Origin of the sequence: Streptomyces sp. NPDC038707 (assembly GCF_040636485.1) — a bacterium.
Classification (GTDB): domain Bacteria; phylum Actinomycetota; class Actinomycetes; order Streptomycetales; family Streptomycetaceae; genus Streptomyces.
In genome coordinates this window covers 15,516-33,595 of the sequence record NZ_JBEZUP010000039.1, presented here as the reverse complement: position 1 = coordinate 33,595, position 18,080 = coordinate 15,516, and the positions used below count along the sequence as shown (strand labels likewise).

Genomic DNA, 18,080 nt, shown 5'->3' with positions numbered 1-18,080 from the left:
GCGGGGCCTTCTGTCGCCCTAAGCCCACAATGTGTAGCACGCTTGACATTCCTTCCCGAGGGGAGCACTATATGTGTAGCGCGCTACACGGTGTGGCGGCGGGAGGAGCGGGCACCCATGAGCACCCAGCAGATCCAGGCAGGCGACACCTACACCGCCGACCTCATCGTTGACGGATGGACAGTCAGCGGAAGCGTCCTCGTGCTCAGCACCGAGACCAACCAGGGAACCCGGTACGCCCTGGTCCTCGCAGCACAAGGCAACAACCCCACCTCCTCCACTCGGTGGATGCACGCTCGCGGACGCATCACCGGCCCGGACATGATCAGCTTCATTGACGGCGGCAACGGACTGAACGCCATCCAGCTCCGCTCCAAGACCGGGCACCTGCCTGCCGACGAGTACGCCTACGAGCTTGGCCAGGCAGCCGGGAGCATCAACCGCCGCTACGGCCCCGTCGGAGAGGGCCCGGTAGGGGAGGAAGGCCTTGCATCGCTTGCCGCCAAGACGAGGGCCATCCAGGACTATAAGGACTGCGTCGAGGAGGCCGTCGAGGAGCGAGACGATCTGATCCGACGCCTGATCGCTGGCGGAGTGCCGGTGAAGGACATCACCGCGAAGTCCGGCCTGTCCCGGGAGCGGGTCTACCAGATCCGCGACGGCCGACGCTGACGCTGGACCCCGCCGTCGCGCGGGGCCCCTCAAGCCGCCGCGCCGACGTCCCCGCGCTGGACCCGCGCCAGCTCGGCGCACAGCCGCTCGTACCCGCCGAGTTGAGCGTCCGAACCCTCGATAAGACATGCCGTATCAGGGCCCCGCTCCATCAAGAGCGGGGCTCTTCGTTGCCGCCTCAGCGCCGCGCCGGGTCCCGCTCGGCCTGCCACCGCGCGAGCGCCTCGGCGGAGGGCCGCGCGTACTTCGCGAGCGACCGCACCGAGGTGTGCCCCGACAGGGCCATCAGCATCGGTGTACTCGCCCCCTCCTCCGCAGCATGCGTGAGCGCAGAGTGTCGCAGCTGGTGCAGCGTTGCCTTCTCACCGAGCACCCGCACCGTGTGCTCATCGAACAGCTCGGCCGCCCGCCGGTACGACAGGCGTGCGCACCCGGTCGTCGGGTCGACGTCGGCGAGCGCGACGGACGGGCGGGCGCGCCGGTCGGTGAGGAACACCGGCCCAGTCCGGCGCCCGGCCAGCAGGCGGGGGAGAAGCCGCGCGGTGCGCGTCTGCCAGGCGATGACGTCGCGGGCGCCGCCCTTGCGGCGGGTGCGAGCCGTCCGGGCCGGCATGTCGAGGTCGCCCACGTCGAGCCGCAGGGCCTCCTCGGCGCGGGCCGCGGTCTCGTACAGCAGCGTCCACAGCACGCGGTCGCGCAGCGCGGGCGTCCTGTCACCGAGCAGCGCGTCGATCTGGTCGCGGCTGAGCGCGCGGTCCCGGTCGGCCGGCGCGGGCCGCATCCGCAGGCGGACGGTCGGATCGTCGACGAGCCAGCCCTGCTGCCGCCAGTACCCGGACGCCGAGTGCAGCGCGTTCATGCGGGTGTTCCACGTGCGTGGCGCCGAAGTGCCCCACTGGCCGGTGAACCAGGCGGCGAGCCGGTCGGGGTCGGTGAGCGCGTCGAGGGGCGCCTCGGGCCCGTAGTGGGCGGCGATGCGGTCGAGGACGACGCCGTAGGTGCGGGCGGTGCCGGCGTCGGCGATGGTGGCCAGGTAGGTGTCGGCTGCCTCGCGGACGGTCGGCGCTGGGGCGCGGGAGGGCAGGGCGTGGACGGTTCCCAAGGGATCTCCTCGTCTATCGCAGATAGTTTCCCGAGTCGGCAGCCTCCGGCGGACCCGTCTCCCCTGGTCGCCATCACTGCTACCGCAGATAGTGTGCCGCTATCTGCGGTAACTCCGCAGGTGATTTGCCGATTCGCGGGCTACGCCATGCCACACTGACCTCACCGCCCGCCTCGTCCCCCGTCGAGGCGGGCGGTGTCGCGTCAGGACCGCGGTTCCGGCAGTTGCCCAGGGCCCACTTCCACGATTTCGATGTCCGTGCAGCCCTCGGCCTCCAGTTCCTTCCGTCTGCGGTCGGCACTGGCCTTGTCGTAGGCGACAGCGGAGGCACGGTGGCGGCCGACGGGGTCGGTCCAGGTGAAGGAGTAGCTCTGCATGGGGGGCATCATCGCCGATCGCACTGACAGCAGCGAATTTCGGCCGCGCATCTATCGCATGGCTGAATCGTGGTGCATGGTGGTGCGCACGGGATCAACCCCCCAGGTGGCACCCCCTTCGGGCCCTGCCGTCTGCTGCGGACGGCGGGGCCCGCCGCACCTCCCGGCTCCCCACGGGAGGCTTCGCGGCTGTCATCCCTCCAGGTAGCCGAGCGCGCTGTCGGGCCGACAGTGCGGGCAGGCGGAGACGCCCTCAACCAGGGCCCGGAGCGCGGCGTCCCGGGACACCCCGCGCGACCGCTTCCCGGTCGACCAGCAGCCACCTTCGTGGACGTACACCGGCGGCGAGTCCCGGCCGATGCCCAGCTCAAGAACCCAGTCCGGAGTCGGCGGCCGGGCCTGCTCACCCCGCTGCCGCTCCTGCTCCTGCCGCTCCAGCTCGCCGATCTGCCGCCGCACCCGGTCGAGGGTGTAGGCGAGCCACGTCTCCAGAGTGCGGAGGCGGGGCAAGTCGGGCGGCAAGTCGTACATGTGTTCGATAATAGGATGGTGGTCGTGACGAGCAACCCGAGCCCTGGCCGCTACCACCTCCTCCTCGCCGTCGGCGGCCGGCCGGTCCAGCACGGATGGTGGGACAGCGCGGAGACGGCCCGGCGGAAGATGACCCGCTGGATCGGCGATTGGGGGCGGCCCGGCGCCCGCATCACCCTCACCGATCAGGAGAGCGGCGAGACGTTGACAGCTTGGCCCGAGGAGTCGTGAGCGTCTGCCATTCTGGCGGCGACGAAGGAGGGGTCATGGGATACCGCCCGCACCCGAACCGCGACCGCGCGCTGAAGCAGCTGGCCCGCAAGGAGCGAGTCATCGCCCGCCGCTGGGTCACCGAGACCGGCAGCCTTGCCGAGGAGTACGACTTCCCGGGCCAGTCCTTCCAGGTGCTCGCCGCCCGTATGCCTGAGGCGCGGCCTGGCCTGTACGTGATGTCCACGCGCGGCCCCGTTGTCGGCGGCGAGTCGTAGGCTGGTCGTATCTATCAGCCCATGCTCTGGTGCTGGTGCCGCCCCGGCCGTGATGCAGCCGGGGCGGTTTGCTGTCAGAAGCCGTCTCGTCCGTTGAAGCACAGTCGACCGGAGCAGCGCCAGCTGACGTCACCTTGTGGGTCTACTTCGGCGGCGAGGCCAGGAAGTTCCACCCAGCGTCCCCGGATGAGAGTGCCGCAGTCAGGGCAGGGGCGGCGGGGGATGAGCCGCCTCTCGGATGCGCGGTAGATCCGCTTCACGTTGTCCATGCCGCGACGGTGACACGCTATCGGCGCCTTGTCAGAAGCGCCTTCCCCCGCGGCGGGTCAGCTGTTGCCCGGCTCCTGGTGTCGGACGAGCCGCTTGAGCGCCATCTCGACTGTGTACCGGTCGAGCCCCGACGCCTCCGCGAACGCGGTGACCGCGGCCTGCACCTCGGCGGCCTGCTCGGCGGTGAGCTCGCCCCGCTGCGCTGCCTCCCAGGCGGACCGCTCCAGCTGCACCAGGTCGTCAGGGATGTCGATGTCGCTCACGAGTGCGGATCCTACGCCGCGGCAGCCATCTCCCCGCGCACCGCCGCGACCCACTCGTCCCGCAGCCGCTCGTACCGGTCCCGGGTCGGCCCCCACAGCCAGCCGCCCGTCTCCTGCATCAGCGCGCGGATCTCCGCCTGCACGGCCTTGGCCGGCCGCGGGCCCGGGGGTGGGGGAGTCGTGGACATGCCGCGAGCGCACCCGCGGGGACTGACATGAGCCCCGGCCCGGGCTGACGTTTTAGATGTATGCAACCCGCAGGCTTCCGTGCACCGTCAACGTGTTGTTGAATCCTGGTCAAGATGTCCGGGCGGTAGGCGGCTGTGCTGCGGCCCTCAGCCGTGCAGGAGGTCGGTGACGTGTACTCGCAGTGCGTGGGCGACGAGGAGCAGGTGGCTGAGCTTCATCTCGGCGCCAGCTTCCATGCGCTGGATCGTGGACCGGTCGACGCCGGCCTCGTGGGCGAGGGACTCCTGGGTCATGGTGCGCTTCAGGCGCCGCACGCGGATGCGGTCGCCGACGGCCCTGCGGGCCTCAAGGACCCACTCGGGCTGATCGGCTGGCACTCGACCAACGCTTTAACGATCATGAGCATAAGTCAGCAGCAAATCTGCCGCATTTTTTGATCATGGAACGTTGCGCTCTGGCATATGCCGCAAGCGGCCATGTAGTGTCCAGTAATAGAACACACGTTCACCACTTCGGGTGAACCGCCCCGACGGCCAGCATCCAGGCGCGGCGGCCGGGCACAAGAACGCCACCCCCCGCAGCGACAACGGCGTCCAACGGGACCGGGAGACGAGCATGGAACGGCAGCAGATCCTCGACCGCTACGAGTGGGAGCCCGGCATCTGCTTCAGACACCCAGGTAAGGGCGACGTGCGGACCCTTCTCGTCGCGGTGCTCCGTCCGCGCGATAGCCGCCACCACGAACTCCGGCTCTGCGAGGACTGCGTCATCGCTGTGGAGGACGCGCGGCGGGAGATGGCGGCCCGGGCGGGATGCACCTACGAGCCGGGGCATGTTGGCGAGCTGGCGCAGTAGGCGTTTCCCCAGGCGGAAGACCCTCTGGGGAGCGGCCTTCATGGGGAGAATCTGGGGAGTGGAGACCGTCGGGGAGCGGTGGGGGAGAACGGCTCAGCAGTAGTTCATCTCAACATGTCTCAATCCGTCTCAACGTATCGCAACAGGTAAACGGCACTTTCGGTGGCCTGCGGCGCGATGCCGCAGGCCACCGACTAGACCAGAACAGAACCCGGCGTACAGCCCGACTCGTCTGTCGCACCCTCTCCGGCCCAGGTCAGGGGGTGTCCACGCTGGCATTCGGCTCCGGGTGTGTGCCTCGCCGCTGGGTGCGCTGTGCTGGGGATCGCGGTGGATGACCAGCCTCCCCCGCCCGGAGCGTTGTCCGGGGGCTGATCTTCCGACTGGAACTGGACGGCTACTGGGCATCCTTTTCACCCCGAACCGTCGGTCCTCATCGACTCGGATCAGTCCGTCTTGAACGGATCCAAGGCCAGCACCTCATGGATGTCCAGGAATCGGCACTCGCCGGTCTCGCTGTGCACCGAGATGCAGTTGGGGCCGTAGTTGAAGTAACTCTCGTCCCGGGTCTCGATGTACTTGACGGACTGGAAACCGAAATAGAAGAAGTCCCCCTTTTTCGTGGCGAATTCTCCGTTGCCGAACAGTGCGACCTGATCGCTCCACTCACCGAACTTCTGGCGCAGAGCCTCCGCCGCCAGCCGCTCCGCCTGCTCCATCGTGTACATCAGTTGGTCCTCATCAGCTTGAATGTCTTGTAAAGCATGGGGTCGACGAACCCGGTCTGCACGTCAGAGAAGAGCACCCGGCCCTGGTGGTTCACGATGTTGAACACATGGCCTGCCGCGCCTGCCTCGGGTCGCGCAGCGACCAGGCCCCGTGCCCCGTGGCCGGAGTTCCGGATGTGGTCGACCATGTCCCAGAACCCGGTCTCCGTGAACTTTCGCCCGTACACGCTCTCCAGCCGGTCGAGGGATTGGAGCGGAATGTTGCCGGGGACGGGTTTGATGCCCTCGCCGGCAAGGTACCGGTCGAATGCCTCGGCCACATAGGTGCAGTTGCTCATCCCTCCCTCCGGGTTGAAATGCGGTGCCAGGTGGGAAAGGTTGGGTGTCTCGTACGGCTTGGGCGGGATCGGTGACTTCTGCGGGGCGAGGCCCAGGGGGTCGCAGGAGACGGAAGGGCGGTCCACATAGCCGACAGGGTTGGCCGCCGGAGCCAGGCCGAGGGGGTCCAGGCTGATGTAGTGGCCGATCTCGGGGTCGTAGTACCTGAGGTAGTTGTAGTGGAGGCCCGTCTCGGGGTCGAAGTACTGTCCCGGGAAACGCAGCGGAGTGTAAGCGTGGCTCCGCACCGACCAGGACAGTTTTCCCCAGTTGGTGGCCCGGGCGCGCCAGGCGATGTCGCCGGACTCGTCGATCAGCTCGCACGGGGCGCCCGAGAGATCGGACACGATCGCGAAGAAGCGGGCGTCGATCTCTTCCTGCGGAGCCGTGGCCATGGTCCGGCGCTCGCTCTGCGCGACCGCTTCAGCCCCGTTGAGGTGCCACGTCAGGGTCACCGAGTCGGCTGAGTCCGCCCAGCTGGTCGTCTGCTCGCACAGCGAGGTGCCGTCCCAGGTGAAGTCCACCTGTTCCAGTACGCCGGCCCCGTTCCCGGCGATGCGCCGCTTGCCGACGCGCCGGCCCAGCGGGTCGTACAGGTACCGCCACACCGTGCCGTCCGGAGTGATGACCTGGGTGAGCCGGTCCTCCGCGTCCCAGGTGTACCGCCAGGTGTCCGGCTTGCGGGAGAGCCGGGTCCTCTGGCGCAGCACCACGCGTCCCGCGGCGTCGTGCTCGTAGCGGATCCGGCCGGCGCGGACGAGGTCGGCGCCCTGGTAGCCGCGTTCGCCGCACCCGTCGCCAGGTCCTCGCCGCCGGCCGTCACCGCGCGACCCCCGTCCCGCCGTCGACGTCCACCGCCACCTCGTCCGGCACCACCCCGCGCACCGGAGGGAAGACCATCCCTTCCTCACCGTCCGCACAGTCCAGCGCCACTCCGCACGGCACCCCGACCGCCGGCACCATCGCGTCCAGCAGGCGCGCCCCGAGCCACCGGTGGTACGGCCACTCCCGGCCGCCCTCACCGCGCGCCAGCGCGAAACGGGCCAGGGCCGGCTCGTCCGAGAAGGCGTAGATCCAGCGCACGCCACCGAAATCGCCCGTCAGCGGGGTGCCCTGCTCGTCCACCGGCACCAGCACGGGCGTGCGCCTGAACTCGCCCAACAGGACGGCGAATTCCCGGCGCCTGCGCTCGGCGTCGTCCGGGGCGCCGGCGCGGGTTGCCGCACGCTCGGGCAAACCGGCGCCCCCGGACGCATCCGGCGCGGTCGTGTCCCGTCGGCCGTCAAGCGCCAGGTCCACATAGTCGTACAGCGGTGACCTCGGCTTCTGCTCCGCCGATCCGGCGTCGCCCCCATGCTCACTCACGGCTGGATCATCACATCGGCGCGTTCCGGATCGCAACGTGGGGCGGGGGTACGGTCAGCCGGAAACGCCGGTCCGGCCTTTGCGGGGCCGTGGTCAGGAGCGCAGGAGGGCCAGGACCGTTTCCGCCACCCCGGCCGGGTTGCCGGCCGAGAGCAGGTGGCCGCCCGGGAGGATCGTCACCTCGCACCGTCCCGTGGTGTGGTCGGCCCAGGACTCGAGGCGGACCGACGCGCTGTCGTCGGCGCCGGCGAGGACCCGGACGTCCCCGGCCGTCGTCATGGCGCGGGTCAGGTCGATGAAGGACTGGGACAGACGCAGGTCGTCCCGGATCACCGGATAGAGGCGCTCGGCGAGTTCCGGGGTGCGCACCACCTCGTCCGGGATCTCGCCGCCCATCGCGGTCAGTGTGGCGACCGTGCCGTCGAGGGTGCCGAGTTCCTCGGTGCGGATCCTCTCCCGGACCGACGGCGGCGAGTTGGACGCGGCGATCAGCAGCGGACAGGGGCGCTGCCGGACGGCCGCGGCCACCGCCAGGCCGATGTAGGAGCCGAGGCTCTCGCCGTAGATCGCGTCCACGTGCCCGCCGAGCTGTGCGGTCACATCGGCCACCGCGCTTTCCGCCCGGGTGAGGAGGGCCTCCCGGTAACGCCGGCCGTGGCCGGGGAGCTCGACGGGGCGGAAGTCGACGCGTCCGCCCAGCGCCCGGCGCAGTCCGCGGAAGTAGCCGGACCCGCAGCAGGACGGCGGGATGAACGCCACGACGGGCGTGCGGCCGCCGCCGGCCCCGGTCGTACGGGTACGCGCGCTCGTGTCGTTCACCTCCACCGCCCGAGTCGCAGCCGCGCCGCTACAGCGAGTGGATCGGCGTGCCCCGCAGCGTCGTGCTGGTGATCTTGTTGTGCTTGAAGGTGTCCTCGCCCCGCGCCAGGACGGCGGCCCACTTCTCCAGGGAGATGCTGCCGCCGTACTCCTCGATGTGGTCGGTGTCCGGATAGACGCGCACCTTCGTCGGTACGTAGCGGGTGGCGAAACCCATCCGGTAGTTCCGGCCGGTGCCCGTGTTCGGCAGGGACGCGTGCATGAGGGTCGACCAGAAGATCACACACTGGCCCTTCTCCATGGTGAGCGAGACCGCGTCCTCCTCGTTCGGCCGCCAGGAGGGGTCCACCTGGAGCTGGCGGTAGTCGTAGCCGAAGAAGCCCCGGGGGACGCCGTCCTTGATCTCGGCGTTGATCCGCTCCTGGTCGTAGTCCATGTGCTTGGTCTCGTCGTAGTTCATCGTGTGCTGGGTGCCGGGAATGATCTGCAGGCACCCGTTCTCCCGCGTCGACTCCGTGAACGCGGTCCACACCGTGAGGGTGCCCGCCCCGAAGTCGTCCTCGGACTCGCCCGGCCACAGCAGCTGGGGCTTGCCGCTCGCGTTGGCGAAGGTGTCGGCCTGGTGCCAGTCGGTGCCCTCGTCCCCGGGGTACTTGGGGAAGAACTCGGTACGCCAGCACAGCACATCGGGGCCGAGGATCGAGGCCACCTTGTCCACGATCTTCCGGTTGCAGACGTGCCGGGCCAGCAGGTCGATGTCGAGGTGGCGGTCGTAGTTGAAGATGTTCGGCGCCCCGGCGCCGGAGTCGACCTCCGGGTAGGCGGCGTAGGACCGGTCGAGCGTCTGGCGCTGGACCGTCTTCCACATCCGGTCCATCTCCTCGGGGGTGTAGACGGTCAGTGGCCCGATGTAGCCGTTCCTGTGGAAGAACGCCAGCTCCTCGGGGGAGAGGCCGAGATCGACGCGTTCGGTGCTGCTGGTCATGATCGGATCCCCTTACCTGGTGGTCGGCGTGGCGCTTTCGACCGGCTGGATCTTGGTGACGGCCACGTTGAGCGGCTCCTCGTACGTGGTCCTCATGTCGAGCACGGCCCCGAAGGAGTCGCCGAGGAACTGGTTCAGCTTCGAGAACGTCAGTGAATGCCCGCCGATGTCGAGGAAATTATCGGAGCCGGTGATCTCCGGGTCGTCGAGTTCTTTGCGCAGCCACTCGACGAGTGAACGCTCGACGTCCGCCGGATCGACCGTGCGCATCTTCCCGTCGTTCGTCCCTGGCTTCTGCATAGAACCTTCCTCCTGTCGGTCTTTCCGTGCCGCTTCGACGTGCCCGCGTTCCCGCCGCGGTGGAATCGGACATCGGCAGGCGGACACGGGACGGCAGTACATGGCGGCACATACGGCGAAAGGCGGGCGGGTTTCCCGAGATCCCTCGGGTGCGCCGTCCGGCTGCACCCCCCGCAGCGGATTTCCGCCTGCCAGGGTCGGCACGAGTGATCCCGCGTCGCCACAAGCTAGGCCGCCGAGCGGGCTTTCTTCAAGCTCCGCGACACCTCGGCAATTGTCCCGTCGGCAGGACAGCGGCCGGCGGAACCGCAGGTGACCAGTGCCGTGCCGGATACTCCCCGTCGTCGCCGGACGGGTCGGCCCGGGCGGATTCCGGGGCGAAGTCGCACGCCCGGGTTCCGCGGTGGTCAAGCGCGGTCGGCGCCGTATAGCCTGTCCGGGCCGCGGTGAATCAAGCACCGGCTTTTGTCCATCGGCTCGGCGAACCGGGCAGCTGGAACTCGCTCACGGAAATGAGAGTCGTATGACGAATCCGTTCGAGGACGAGAACGGCACCTATCTGGTACTGGTCAACGACGAGGGACAGCATTCCCTGTGGCCCTCTTTCGCCGAGGTGCCGGCGGGATGGAACGTCGTCAAAGAGGAGGACAGCCGCAAGGCCTGCCTCGAATTCATCAACGAGAACTGGACCGACATGAGGCCGAAGAGTCTGGTCGAGGCCATGCGGGCCGACACCGCCTGACACCGCCGGCCGGCGGTGACCCTGACGGAGCGGAATGCCCGGGAAGGATCCGACACGTTGGCAGCCCTCACCAAGTTCGCTGACGAGGACCTCGAACTCCTCCTGCTGATCAGGAACTTCGAGCTCGCCCTGCTCGACCTCTTCGAAGCGGGGAAACTCAACGGCACGACGCACACCTGCCTCGGCCAGGAGTACGTGCCGGTGGCGCTGGCACCGCTGCTGCGCGACGACTTCGTCTTCAGCAACCACCGCGGGCACGGCCACTACCTGGCCAGGTACGAGGACCCCGAGGGGCTGCTCGCCGAGATCATGGGGCGCGCCGGCGCGGTCTGCGCGGGCGTCGGAGGAAGCCAGCACATCTACCGCGAAGGCTATCTGTCGACCGGCGTACAGGGGCAGAGCCTGCCCGTCGCCGTCGGTGTCGCCCTGCACTTCAAGCGCACCGGGCAGGACAGGATCGCCGTCGCCCACATCGGCGACGGCACCTGGGGCGAGGGCTCGGTCTACGAGGCCCTGAACATGGCCCAGTTGTGGCGCGTGCCGCTGCTGGTGGTGGTCGAGCACAACGGCATAGCCCAGTCGACGCCCACCCGGGCCCAGATGGCCGGCACCATCGCGGACCGCGCCTGGTCGTTCGGCATCGACCACCACGAGCTGCACACCGCGGACATCAACGTCATCCGCGCCGAACTGGCCCCGGTCGTGGCCGACGTACGGGCCCGCCGGGCACCGGCCGTCGTGCAGTTCCACACCGTCAGGCTCGGCCCGCACAGCAAGGGCGACGACACCCGCTCGGCGGCGGAGCTGGCCGACGTCCGCGCACGGGAGTGGAGCGGGGAGTACGCGCGCCGGTACGGCGACCAGTTCGCCGCGGCCGACACCCGGCAGCGCGCCCGGATCGCCGCCCTCGTCGCCGATGTCAGCGCGCGGCCGCCGTCGAGCTGGCCGGTGTCCGACACCTCGACGGTTCTGGGGGCCGCCCTGTGAGCACGCTGGAGAAGCTCGTCGCCGATGTGCTCGGGATGGCGGAGGAGGAGGTCGACGACACGACCGGAACCGCGACCACGGGACGCTGGACCAGCCTGCGGCACGTGCAGATCATCGCCGCCGTCGGCCGCGAGTTCGGCCTGCGGATCACCCCGCGGCAGGCCCGTTCCTGCCGGAGCGTCGGCGACCTGCGCACGCTCCTGGCCGAGGAGGGACGTTCGGCATGACACGGACAGCGGCCACTGCCCTCGCTCCGCGCGTCGCGGAGAACCTCAACCGCGCGCTGCACCGCCTGTTCGACCGCGAGGAGCGGCTCCACCTGCTCGGCGAGGACGTTCTCGACCCGTACGGAGGCGCGTTCAAGATCACCAAGGGGCTGTCGAGCAGGTTCGGCGACCGGGTGATGGCCACCCCGTTGAGCGAGTCGGGCATGCTCGGCGTGGCCGGCGGACTCGCCCTGTGCGGCGACCAGGTCATCGTCGAGGTCATGTTCGGCGACTTCCTCGCGCTCGGGTTCGACCAGCTGCTGAACTTCGCGTCGAAGTCGGTGTCGATGTACGGCCGGCCGGTGCCGGTCCCGCTCGTGGTCCGCTGCCCCGTCGGCGGCAACCGCGGCTACGGGCCGACGCACAGCCAGAGCCCCCAGAAGCACTTCATCGGGATCCCGAACCTCGCCCTGTACGAGCTCTCGCCGTTCCACGACGCCGAGGCGGTGCTCGACACGGCACTGCGCCTGGGGTCGCCCGCCGTCGTCTTCGAGGACAAGGTCCTCTACACCCGGCGGATGTACCAGGAGAACCGGATCGACGACGGGTACCGCTACCGGATCACCGGACCGGGCCTCGGCTGGGCCCACGCGTACCCGGACGGCGAGGCGGACCGCCCGGACTTCGTCGTCGTGGCGCCCGGCGGTGCCGCCCACCGGGCCCTGGACGCGGCGCGGGCGCTGCGCGAGGCGCACGGCCGCTCCGTGCACGTGGTGACCCCGGCGCAGCTGTACCCGCTGGACATCGGACCGGTGCTGCCGCTGCTCGCGTCGGCGGGCCGGGTGGCCGTGGCCGAGGAGGGCACGGCGGGGGGCACCTGGGGCTCCGAAGTGGCGCGGGCCGTCCACGAACGCGTCTGGTCCGCGCTGAGCGGCCCGGTGCTGTCGCTCAGTTCCGCGGACTCGGTCATCCCCACCGCCGGCCATCTGGAGCGCGAGGTGCTGCTGGGAGCCGACGACATCCGGGAGGCGGTCCGGCGGGCCGCCGGCTGGTCCGCCGGCCGGGGCGGCGGGCAGCCGGAGGCGGCGCACCCCGGCTCGCCGGCCGCCGGCGGGGCGGCCGGTACTCCGTTCACCGTGCCCAAGCTGAACAACAACGACGACACGTACCTGGTCGCCGACTGGCTGGTGGACGAGGGCGCGTGGGTGGACGCGGACACCGAGGTCGTCGCGCTGGACACCTCCAAGGCCCAAGCGGACGTCGCCGCCTCCGGCTCCGGCTTCCTGCGGCGGGCCGCGGCCGTGGGCGACGAGCTGGCGGCCGGCGACATCCTCGGCTACCTCCTCCCCGGACCGGCCCCGCGCGGCGCGCCGGAGCAGGAGGGCGCCGCCCTTCCGGCGCGGTCCGCTGACCGGGTGCCCCCGCCGGAGCCCGCCCGCCCGGCCGCCGAGGAGGAGCCCGACGCCGTACCCGCCGAGGACCTCCCGGTCGCGGTGCACCGTCTCGACCGGGCCCAGCAGGGCACCGCGGCGGTGGTCGCCAAGAGCCACCGCGAGGTCCCGGCCGGCTTCACCGTGGTCAAGGTGCAGGTGGACGACGTCCTGGACCGGCTGGACCGCCTCAGCGACGAGAGCGGCGCGGCCCTCGGGCTCGCCGAGGCGGTGGTCAAGGCGGTGGCCGGGGCGCAGCGGGACTTCCCGCGCTTCTTCGGATCCCTCGTGGACGAGCGGACCGTCGCTCTCGCGGACGCCCCGCACATCGGCGTCACCGTGGACGTGGACGGCTCGCTGTACGTACCGGTGGTCAGACGCGCCCACGAACGGTCCCTCGCGGACATAGCCGACACCCTGATGGACTTCCGGATGAAGGCGCTGGGCAAGGAGTTCACCGCGCGGGACCTGAGCGGCGGGAACATCGCCGTCTCGCTCAACCCGGACCCCGGCGTGGTCCTCGTCCATCCGCTCGTGCTGTGGCCGCAGCTGTGCATGGTCTCGGTCGGCGCGGTCGGCGAGGAGTACCGGGCCGACGCGGCGGGAACCGCGGGGATGCGCAGGTTCGTCCACGTCGGACTCGCCTACGACCACCGGGTGGTCAACGGCAGGGACGCCGTCCTGTTCCTCACGCGGATCAAGGACGACCTGGAGGAGCCCGCGCGGCTGGGAGGAGAACTCACGTGGACTACGGGTTGATGTCCTTCGGGTCGGCACTCGGGGAGCCCGCCGCCGTCGCGGACATAGCCTCGGAGTACACCGAGGACGTGGAGCGCGTACGGGAGTACGGCTACCGCCACATCCACCGCGTCCCCGACGGGGTCGGACTCACCGACCTGGCGGTGGACGCCGCCCGTGCCGCCCTGGAGGAATCGGGCACCGAGCCGGCCGAGCTGGACCTGGTGATCCTCGCCGTCACCGACATCTCCGAGTATCTGTACTGGGACCCGGCGGCCAGCCTTCAGCACCGGCTGGGCGCGCACCGCGCCGAGGCCGTCCTCGTCGACCAGGGATGCGTCGGCGGGATCAGCTGCTTCGACCTGCTCGCGGGCCGGTTCGCGACCCACCCCGAGTACCGGCGGGCCCTGGTGGTCGGGGCGAACCGTACGTGTGAGGCGTACTGGAACCGGATGGACACCCACTCGCTGCTGTTCTCCGACGGCGCCGCCGCGACGGTGGCCGGGCGCGGCCACCCCCGGCTGCGCTGGCGGGCCAGCGAAGTGCTCAGCGACGGCCGCTACGCCGACCTCTTCCGGCTGGAACAGGGCGGGGCGGCCGATCCCTTCCGCGGCGGTGAGGCACCCGGTCCCGCCCGCGACGCCTGGGACCTGATGGAGTTCTTCGACTACGACGCGGAGCGTTTCGAGGCGTTCGTCGACCTGATGGACGACCGGGTGCGCGAGGTGGTGGCCCGGGCCTGCAAGCGGATCGGCGCGTCCGTGTCCGACCTGGCCAGGGCGGTCCTGCTCAACGACAACATCGGCACCCTGACGAAGGTGGCCGGACGGCTGGGCGTCCCCCTGGAGCGCACGAACGCGGACATCTCCCTGGAGCGCGGTCACTTCGGTGCCGCGGACCACATCCTCAACCTCCAGCACCACCGCGCCTCGGGGGACTTCCGCGACGGCGACCTGATCGCGCTGGCCGGGATGGGGCGCGGCATGCACTGGGGCTGCACCCTCCTGGAGTACTGACGGGCCGGCCCGCGCGGTGCGGGCGCCGCGTCCCGGGCGGGCCCGTCCCGCCCGCGTCCGGCGTGACATGCGCCCCGGGTCCCGGCCCGTACCCACGCCCGCACGCGGCCGGAGCCGTCGGCCGGCCCTCCTTCCCCGGCCCGGGCAGCCGGCACCGCCGGGGCGGGTTCCGGCCGGCGCGCCCACGCCTGCGCCGCGGCCGGATCCTCAGCTCGCGACCCGCAGCCGCCCGGTCCCCAGGAACGCGTCGACGCGTTCCACGACCTCGCGCGCCGCGGCACTGTCGTACCGCTTCAGTTTGCGCCGCAGGTCCGCGAGGCGGATCCGGGCGCGCTGCGACGTCATCACATGCGCCAGCGACAGTGCCTCCCCGGCGGCCTCCACGGCGCCGTCGACCTCTTCGCGGCCCAGCCGCGCCTCCGCCAGCGACGCCCAGTGCAGCATCCTGTTGCGGGGCTGGCTCTGCCCGAACAGTTCCAGTCCGCGCACCAGGCACTGCTCGGCCCGCCTGAAGTAGCCCAGCTCCAGCCAGGCCCGCCCGGCGTCCGCCACCATCACGGGGGGCGACACCCAGGAGAGCCAGGGCGCGGCGGCCAGGGAATCGTTGTCCTTGCTGAGGTCGGCGGCCTCGTTGAGGGCGCGCACGCAGCCGACCTCGTCGCCGAGCCGGGCACGGGCGCGGGCCTCGCGCGTCGCCAGCAGGGCGTGTCCGATGCCGAAGTCCTCCTTGCACGAGCCCTTGCGCGCGATGCGGATCAGCCGCAGCCCCTCCTCCTGCCGGGTCTCCCAGGTGGCGCAGTAGCTCATGCAGGAGATGATGTACGCGGCCAGGGGGCGGTCCTGGGCGGTCCGGGCGGTGGCCAGCGCGTAGAGGAAGCAGGACTGGCTGCGCCGGCGCAGCCCGAGGTCGGCGGCCAGCCATCCGGCGAGCTGGGCGAGTTCCGCGATGCTGCGATGCAGCCGCAGGCCGGTCCGGGTGTCGTAGGAGTGTTCGGCGGCCAGCTTCCGGGCCGACTGGAGGTCCTGCAGGGCCCAGTCCATCGCGAGCCTGGTGCTGGCGATGTCGTCCACTCTGCGGAGCTGGCCGATGCGGGTGGCGAGCATGTCGAGCGCGAAGTCGGGTACCTCGGATCCGCCGGACCGGGCCGGTGAGCAGGAGCCCGTGTCCACCAGCCAGTCCACAGCGGCGTCGACGGGGCCGGCCGCGGTCTGGGGGACATCGGGGGCGGGGAGGGCCGACGGGGCGGTGCGGAGCTGCTCCGGGGAGTCACCGCCGGAGAAGTGCTGGGGCCAGAGAGCCTCCGCCGTGATGGTCTCGCCGAGCTGGTCGGTGAGTATCTCCGCGACCAGATGGGGCAGTTGACGCCGGGGCAGGGAGCCCTGCAACCAGTTGTAGGGGGCTTTGTTGCTGATCGTGCCGGTGCCGTATCTTTTGTTGATTTCGCGAGCCAGCTGCTCCGGCGACCATCCGAGCCGGGCCAGACAGGAGGCCAGCAGTGAAGATGTCCAGGTCATAAAAGGGGAGCCTCGACAGTGGGGGGGATCAACGCGGATGTTGAGGCATGTCGAGTACTGGCGGGAACACGTCTGGATTCACGCCCGGTGGATTCCGCGTCCGGGATGCGGGTGATGGGCCGAACGCCCCCGATGCTCCGCTTGTCAAGCCATCCGGCGGTCACTTTTCCTCCTTCAGAAGGCGAGGATCGCTGACTTTCCCGGCATGATCGGCTCAACACTAGGCGCGGGGACGGTCTGCCGCAACTCGCTTACCCGCTCGCCGGAACTCCCGGCATGATCGCGGCGGGACTCTCCCGAGACCTTTCCGGCGGTCGAGGCAGTGCGCGGGCAGTCCGAGGAAAAACGGATGATCGAATTCCGGTCCTCGGTCGGTTCCGCCGGCGAGGACGACTCAGTGAAAAGCAACAATGGGTCCGTGAAGGGTTCGTGAAGGGGCCGCTCATGGAAACGGGGCGCGCTGACGGCACTGACCGGCCGAGCTGACCAAGTTGACCAAGCTGACCCGCGGGGCTCCTTCAAAACGGCCTGCCTCTGCATTGGACTGTGATCCCGTCCGTCGCCCGCCCGGCCCGGTACCCGGGCCGGCGAGTCGGGGCGGGGCATTGGGGGAGCGGTGATTCCGTCGCCGTGGAGGGGGATACGAGAACGCACGCGCATTCACGTGGAGGTGTAATGGCGGTTGCGGCCATCGAATTAGAGGCCACCAAGCCACTGTTCCGCGGACATCGCGAGGCGATTCCCGCGCAGCGGGTGTCCCAGGGCGAGCGACAGGGCCAGGAACAGGTGCTCACCACCCGGATCGGCCTGCACATGCCGACCGGACTGTCCTTCGAGGACTGGGAACGGGCCGGGCGCCAGATATCGGGCCTGGTGAATTCGTCCACCTGGTGGCTGGGGGACTGGCTGGTGTACGGGAAGGAGCACTACACCGACCGTTACCAGCGCGGGATCCGGTCCGCCGGACTCCAGTACCAGACGCTACGGAACTACGCATGGGTGTCCCGGCGGTTCGCGTTCGACCGGCGGCGTCCCGCGCTGAGTTTCCAGCACCACGCCGAAGTGGCGTCGCTCCGGGCCGACGAGCAGGACGTCTGGCTCGATCGCGCCGAGCAGAACGGATGGACCACCAAGCAGTTGCGCAACGCCATCAGCCTCGCCCGCGACGGCGGGAAACCGGACGACGGCAAAGAGGTCGAGGCGAAGCGGCAGCTGTCGGTGCCGGACAGCCGGGTGCGCTGCTGGCACAAGGCCGCGCAGCAGGCGGGCACCGACCTGGAACAGTGGGTGCTCACCACCCTGGACAGCGCGGCCGAACAGATCCTCGCCGAACTGGAGTAGCGGCATCGCGGCGGGGCGGGGCGGGCGGCGCCGGGACACCACCGGGCACCGCCCGGACCCGCCCCGCCGGCCGGTGGTCAGCCCGGCAGCCGGCGCATGAGCTCGGCCGTCTCCCGGTAGTGCCCCTGCTCGCGCTCGCTGAACGACCGCCGCACGCGGTCCCGCACCTCGGCCGGCTGCTCCTGGCTGAGCTTGAACATGCCCTCGGCGCCGGTCACCCGCACCCGGAACGCGCCCACGGCGGGCACGATCTTGCGGAAGTAGCCGATCGAATCGGTCATGTCCCAGTCGGCGCCGAACGCGCCCTCGAAGGCGGCCACGGTGGACTGCACGACGCCCAGCGTCTCCTCGATCGAATCGAATTTCTCGATCACGCCGTGCACGTGCACCGATGTGAAGTTCCACGTCGGAGCCGCCGGCGTCGTCTCGTACACCGTCGGTGAGACGTAGCCGTGCGGGCCGGTGAATACCAGCAGGGCGACACCGCCCGTTTCCAGGGCGGTCCACTGCGGATTCGCCCGGTTCATGTGTCCCAGCAGTACGGCATCCGACAGGTCGGCGGACCACTCACCGGTCATCTCCGGATCCGGAATTACTGGAAGGTGCGTGGCGAACGGGCCGCGGTCGGAGTCGCCGTTGATTGTCATCAGCGCCAGCGGATTGGACCGTATCAGATCGATCATCCAGGAACCGTCCGGTTCGCGGTAGTGGCCGGGAACGAACATCTGGCATTCACCCTTTCCCTGCTGTCCTGTCGGCAGGACAGCTCCAGCGGGTGAGGCA

General features: G+C 70.2%; 23 protein-coding genes and 1 pseudogene. 10 read left to right on the top strand and 14 right to left on the bottom strand.

The genetic code is table 11. The features are described from left to right. The first annotated feature begins 117 nt into the window (after positions 1 to 117). Positions 118 to 672 carry a hypothetical protein gene (locus tag AB0E62_RS33980; protein ID WP_362202799.1) on the top strand — a complete coding sequence of 185 codons (555 nt, stop codon included), beginning with the start codon at positions 118 to 120 and terminating at the stop codon, positions 670 to 672. A gap of 178 nt (positions 673 to 850) precedes the next feature. Here the strand turns inward: AB0E62_RS33980 and AB0E62_RS33975 are convergent, their stop codons facing one another. From AB0E62_RS33975 to AB0E62_RS33965, 3 genes are all read right to left on the bottom strand, one after another. Beyond that, positions 851 to 1,774, bottom strand: a complete 924-nt coding sequence (locus tag AB0E62_RS33975; protein ID WP_362202796.1) for a site-specific integrase — start codon at positions 1,772 to 1,774, stop codon at positions 851 to 853. Between the two features lie 203 nt (positions 1,775 to 1,977). Next, positions 1,978 to 2,151: a hypothetical protein gene (locus AB0E62_RS33970; RefSeq protein ID WP_362202793.1), complete on the bottom strand. Its 174-nt coding sequence runs from the start codon at positions 2,149 to 2,151 to the stop codon at positions 1,978 to 1,980. Between the two features lie 192 nt (positions 2,152 to 2,343). Beyond that, on the bottom strand, positions 2,344 to 2,682 hold the full coding sequence (locus AB0E62_RS33965; RefSeq protein WP_362202790.1) for a DUF6233 domain-containing protein: 339 nt from the start codon (positions 2,680 to 2,682) through the stop codon (positions 2,344 to 2,346). Between the two features lie 24 nt (positions 2,683 to 2,706). Here AB0E62_RS33965 and AB0E62_RS33960 point away from each other — a divergent pair, with 24 nt between their 5' ends. Beyond that, a complete protein-coding gene (locus AB0E62_RS33960) occupies positions 2,707 to 2,913 on the top strand; it encodes a hypothetical protein (RefSeq protein ID WP_362202787.1) in 207 nt (68 codons plus the stop codon). Positions 2,914 to 2,948: 35 nt separating this feature from the next. Continuing rightward, positions 2,949 to 3,170, top strand: coding sequence for a hypothetical protein (locus AB0E62_RS33955; RefSeq protein WP_362202784.1), 222 nt, complete (start codon positions 2,949 to 2,951; stop codon positions 3,168 to 3,170). Between the two features lie 326 nt (positions 3,171 to 3,496). Here the strand turns inward: AB0E62_RS33955 and AB0E62_RS33950 are convergent, their stop codons facing one another. The 3 genes from AB0E62_RS33950 to AB0E62_RS33940 form a co-directional block, all read right to left on the bottom strand. Further along, entirely contained in the window at positions 3,497 to 3,703 is a 207-nt protein-coding gene (locus tag AB0E62_RS33950; protein WP_362202782.1) for a hypothetical protein, read from the bottom strand. Positions 3,704 to 3,714: 11 nt separating this feature from the next. Further along, positions 3,715 to 3,891, bottom strand: coding sequence for a hypothetical protein (locus AB0E62_RS33945; RefSeq protein ID WP_362202779.1), 177 nt, complete (start codon positions 3,889 to 3,891; stop codon positions 3,715 to 3,717). Positions 3,892 to 4,038: 147 nt separating this feature from the next. Continuing rightward, the gene (locus AB0E62_RS33940) at positions 4,039 to 4,269 is read right to left on the bottom strand and encodes a helix-turn-helix transcriptional regulator (protein ID WP_362202776.1); all 231 of its coding nucleotides are present in this window, start codon (positions 4,267 to 4,269) and stop codon (positions 4,039 to 4,041) included. Between the two features lie 238 nt (positions 4,270 to 4,507). Between AB0E62_RS33940 and AB0E62_RS33935 the strand changes: the two genes are divergently transcribed. Then, the gene (locus tag AB0E62_RS33935; RefSeq protein ID WP_362202773.1) at positions 4,508 to 4,747 is read left to right on the top strand and encodes a hypothetical protein; all 240 of its coding nucleotides are present in this window, start codon (positions 4,508 to 4,510) and stop codon (positions 4,745 to 4,747) included. A 446-nt stretch (positions 4,748 to 5,193) separates the two neighbouring features. Here AB0E62_RS33935 and AB0E62_RS33930 read toward each other — a convergent pair whose 3' ends face one another. From AB0E62_RS33930 to AB0E62_RS33905, 6 genes and pseudogenes are all read right to left on the bottom strand, one after another. Further along, on the bottom strand, positions 5,194 to 5,475 hold the full coding sequence (locus AB0E62_RS33930; protein WP_362202770.1) for a hypothetical protein: 282 nt from the start codon (positions 5,473 to 5,475) through the stop codon (positions 5,194 to 5,196). Next, positions 5,475 to 6,614: pseudogene (locus tag AB0E62_RS33925) on the bottom strand (RHS repeat-associated core domain-containing protein); the annotation flags it as partial. The pseudogene AB0E62_RS33925 and the gene AB0E62_RS33930, both read right to left, overlap by 1 nt. 58 nt (positions 6,615 to 6,672) lie before the next feature. Then, the gene (locus tag AB0E62_RS33920) at positions 6,673 to 7,089 is read right to left on the bottom strand and encodes a hypothetical protein (RefSeq protein ID WP_362202998.1); all 417 of its coding nucleotides are present in this window, start codon (positions 7,087 to 7,089) and stop codon (positions 6,673 to 6,675) included. Positions 7,090 to 7,311: 222 nt separating this feature from the next. Beyond that, entirely contained in the window at positions 7,312 to 8,037 is a 726-nt protein-coding gene (locus tag AB0E62_RS33915; RefSeq protein WP_362202767.1) for an alpha/beta fold hydrolase, read from the bottom strand. Positions 8,038 to 8,065: 28 nt separating this feature from the next. Further along, complete coding sequence (locus tag AB0E62_RS33910; protein WP_362202764.1) at positions 8,066 to 9,022, bottom strand: chlorinating enzyme; 957 nt, start codon at positions 9,020 to 9,022, stop codon at positions 8,066 to 8,068. A 12-nt stretch (positions 9,023 to 9,034) separates the two neighbouring features. Next, positions 9,035 to 9,322 carry an acyl carrier protein gene (locus AB0E62_RS33905; RefSeq protein ID WP_362202761.1) on the bottom strand — a complete coding sequence of 96 codons (288 nt, stop codon included), beginning with the start codon at positions 9,320 to 9,322 and terminating at the stop codon, positions 9,035 to 9,037. A 523-nt stretch (positions 9,323 to 9,845) separates the two neighbouring features. Between AB0E62_RS33905 and AB0E62_RS33900 the strand changes: the two genes are divergently transcribed. Genes AB0E62_RS33900 through AB0E62_RS33880 form a run of 5 tightly spaced genes read left to right on the top strand, consistent with a single transcriptional unit; the run spans position 9,846 to position 14,441 of the window. Continuing rightward, a complete protein-coding gene (locus tag AB0E62_RS33900; RefSeq protein WP_362202758.1) occupies positions 9,846 to 10,064 on the top strand; it encodes an MbtH family protein in 219 nt (72 codons plus the stop codon). 57 nt (positions 10,065 to 10,121) lie between these two features. Beyond that, entirely contained in the window at positions 10,122 to 11,051 is a 930-nt protein-coding gene (locus AB0E62_RS33895; protein WP_362202755.1) for a thiamine pyrophosphate-dependent dehydrogenase E1 component subunit alpha, read from the top strand. Next, positions 11,048 to 11,278 carry an acyl carrier protein gene (locus AB0E62_RS33890; RefSeq protein WP_362202753.1) on the top strand — a complete coding sequence of 77 codons (231 nt, stop codon included), beginning with the start codon at positions 11,048 to 11,050 and terminating at the stop codon, positions 11,276 to 11,278. The genes AB0E62_RS33895 and AB0E62_RS33890 overlap by 4 nt, the downstream gene beginning before the upstream one ends. After that, complete coding sequence (locus AB0E62_RS33885) at positions 11,275 to 13,446, top strand: 2-oxo acid dehydrogenase subunit E2 (protein WP_362202750.1); 2,172 nt, start codon at positions 11,275 to 11,277, stop codon at positions 13,444 to 13,446. Before AB0E62_RS33890 ends, AB0E62_RS33885 begins: the two co-directional genes overlap by 4 nt. Then, positions 13,431 to 14,441 (top strand): 3-oxoacyl-[acyl-carrier-protein] synthase III C-terminal domain-containing protein, encoded by a 1,011-nt coding sequence (locus AB0E62_RS33880; protein WP_362202748.1) that lies wholly within the window; start codon positions 13,431 to 13,433, stop codon positions 14,439 to 14,441. Before AB0E62_RS33885 ends, AB0E62_RS33880 begins: the two co-directional genes overlap by 16 nt. A 207-nt stretch (positions 14,442 to 14,648) precedes the next feature. Here the strand turns inward: AB0E62_RS33880 and AB0E62_RS33875 are convergent, their stop codons facing one another. Beyond that, positions 14,649 to 15,956: a hypothetical protein gene (locus AB0E62_RS33875; protein ID WP_362202746.1), complete on the bottom strand. Its 1,308-nt coding sequence runs from the start codon at positions 15,954 to 15,956 to the stop codon at positions 14,649 to 14,651. A 675-nt stretch (positions 15,957 to 16,631) separates the two neighbouring features. On the opposite strand from AB0E62_RS33875, the gene AB0E62_RS33870 reads away from it, so the two are divergent. Then, complete coding sequence (locus AB0E62_RS33870) at positions 16,632 to 17,297, top strand: LmbU family transcriptional regulator (RefSeq protein WP_362202743.1); 666 nt, start codon at positions 16,632 to 16,634, stop codon at positions 17,295 to 17,297. Between the two features lie 77 nt (positions 17,298 to 17,374). Here the strand turns inward: AB0E62_RS33870 and AB0E62_RS33865 are convergent, their stop codons facing one another. Next, positions 17,375 to 18,022, bottom strand: a complete 648-nt coding sequence (locus tag AB0E62_RS33865) for an FMN-binding negative transcriptional regulator (protein ID WP_362202740.1) — start codon at positions 18,020 to 18,022, stop codon at positions 17,375 to 17,377. Positions 18,023 to 18,080: the final 58 nt, after the last annotated feature.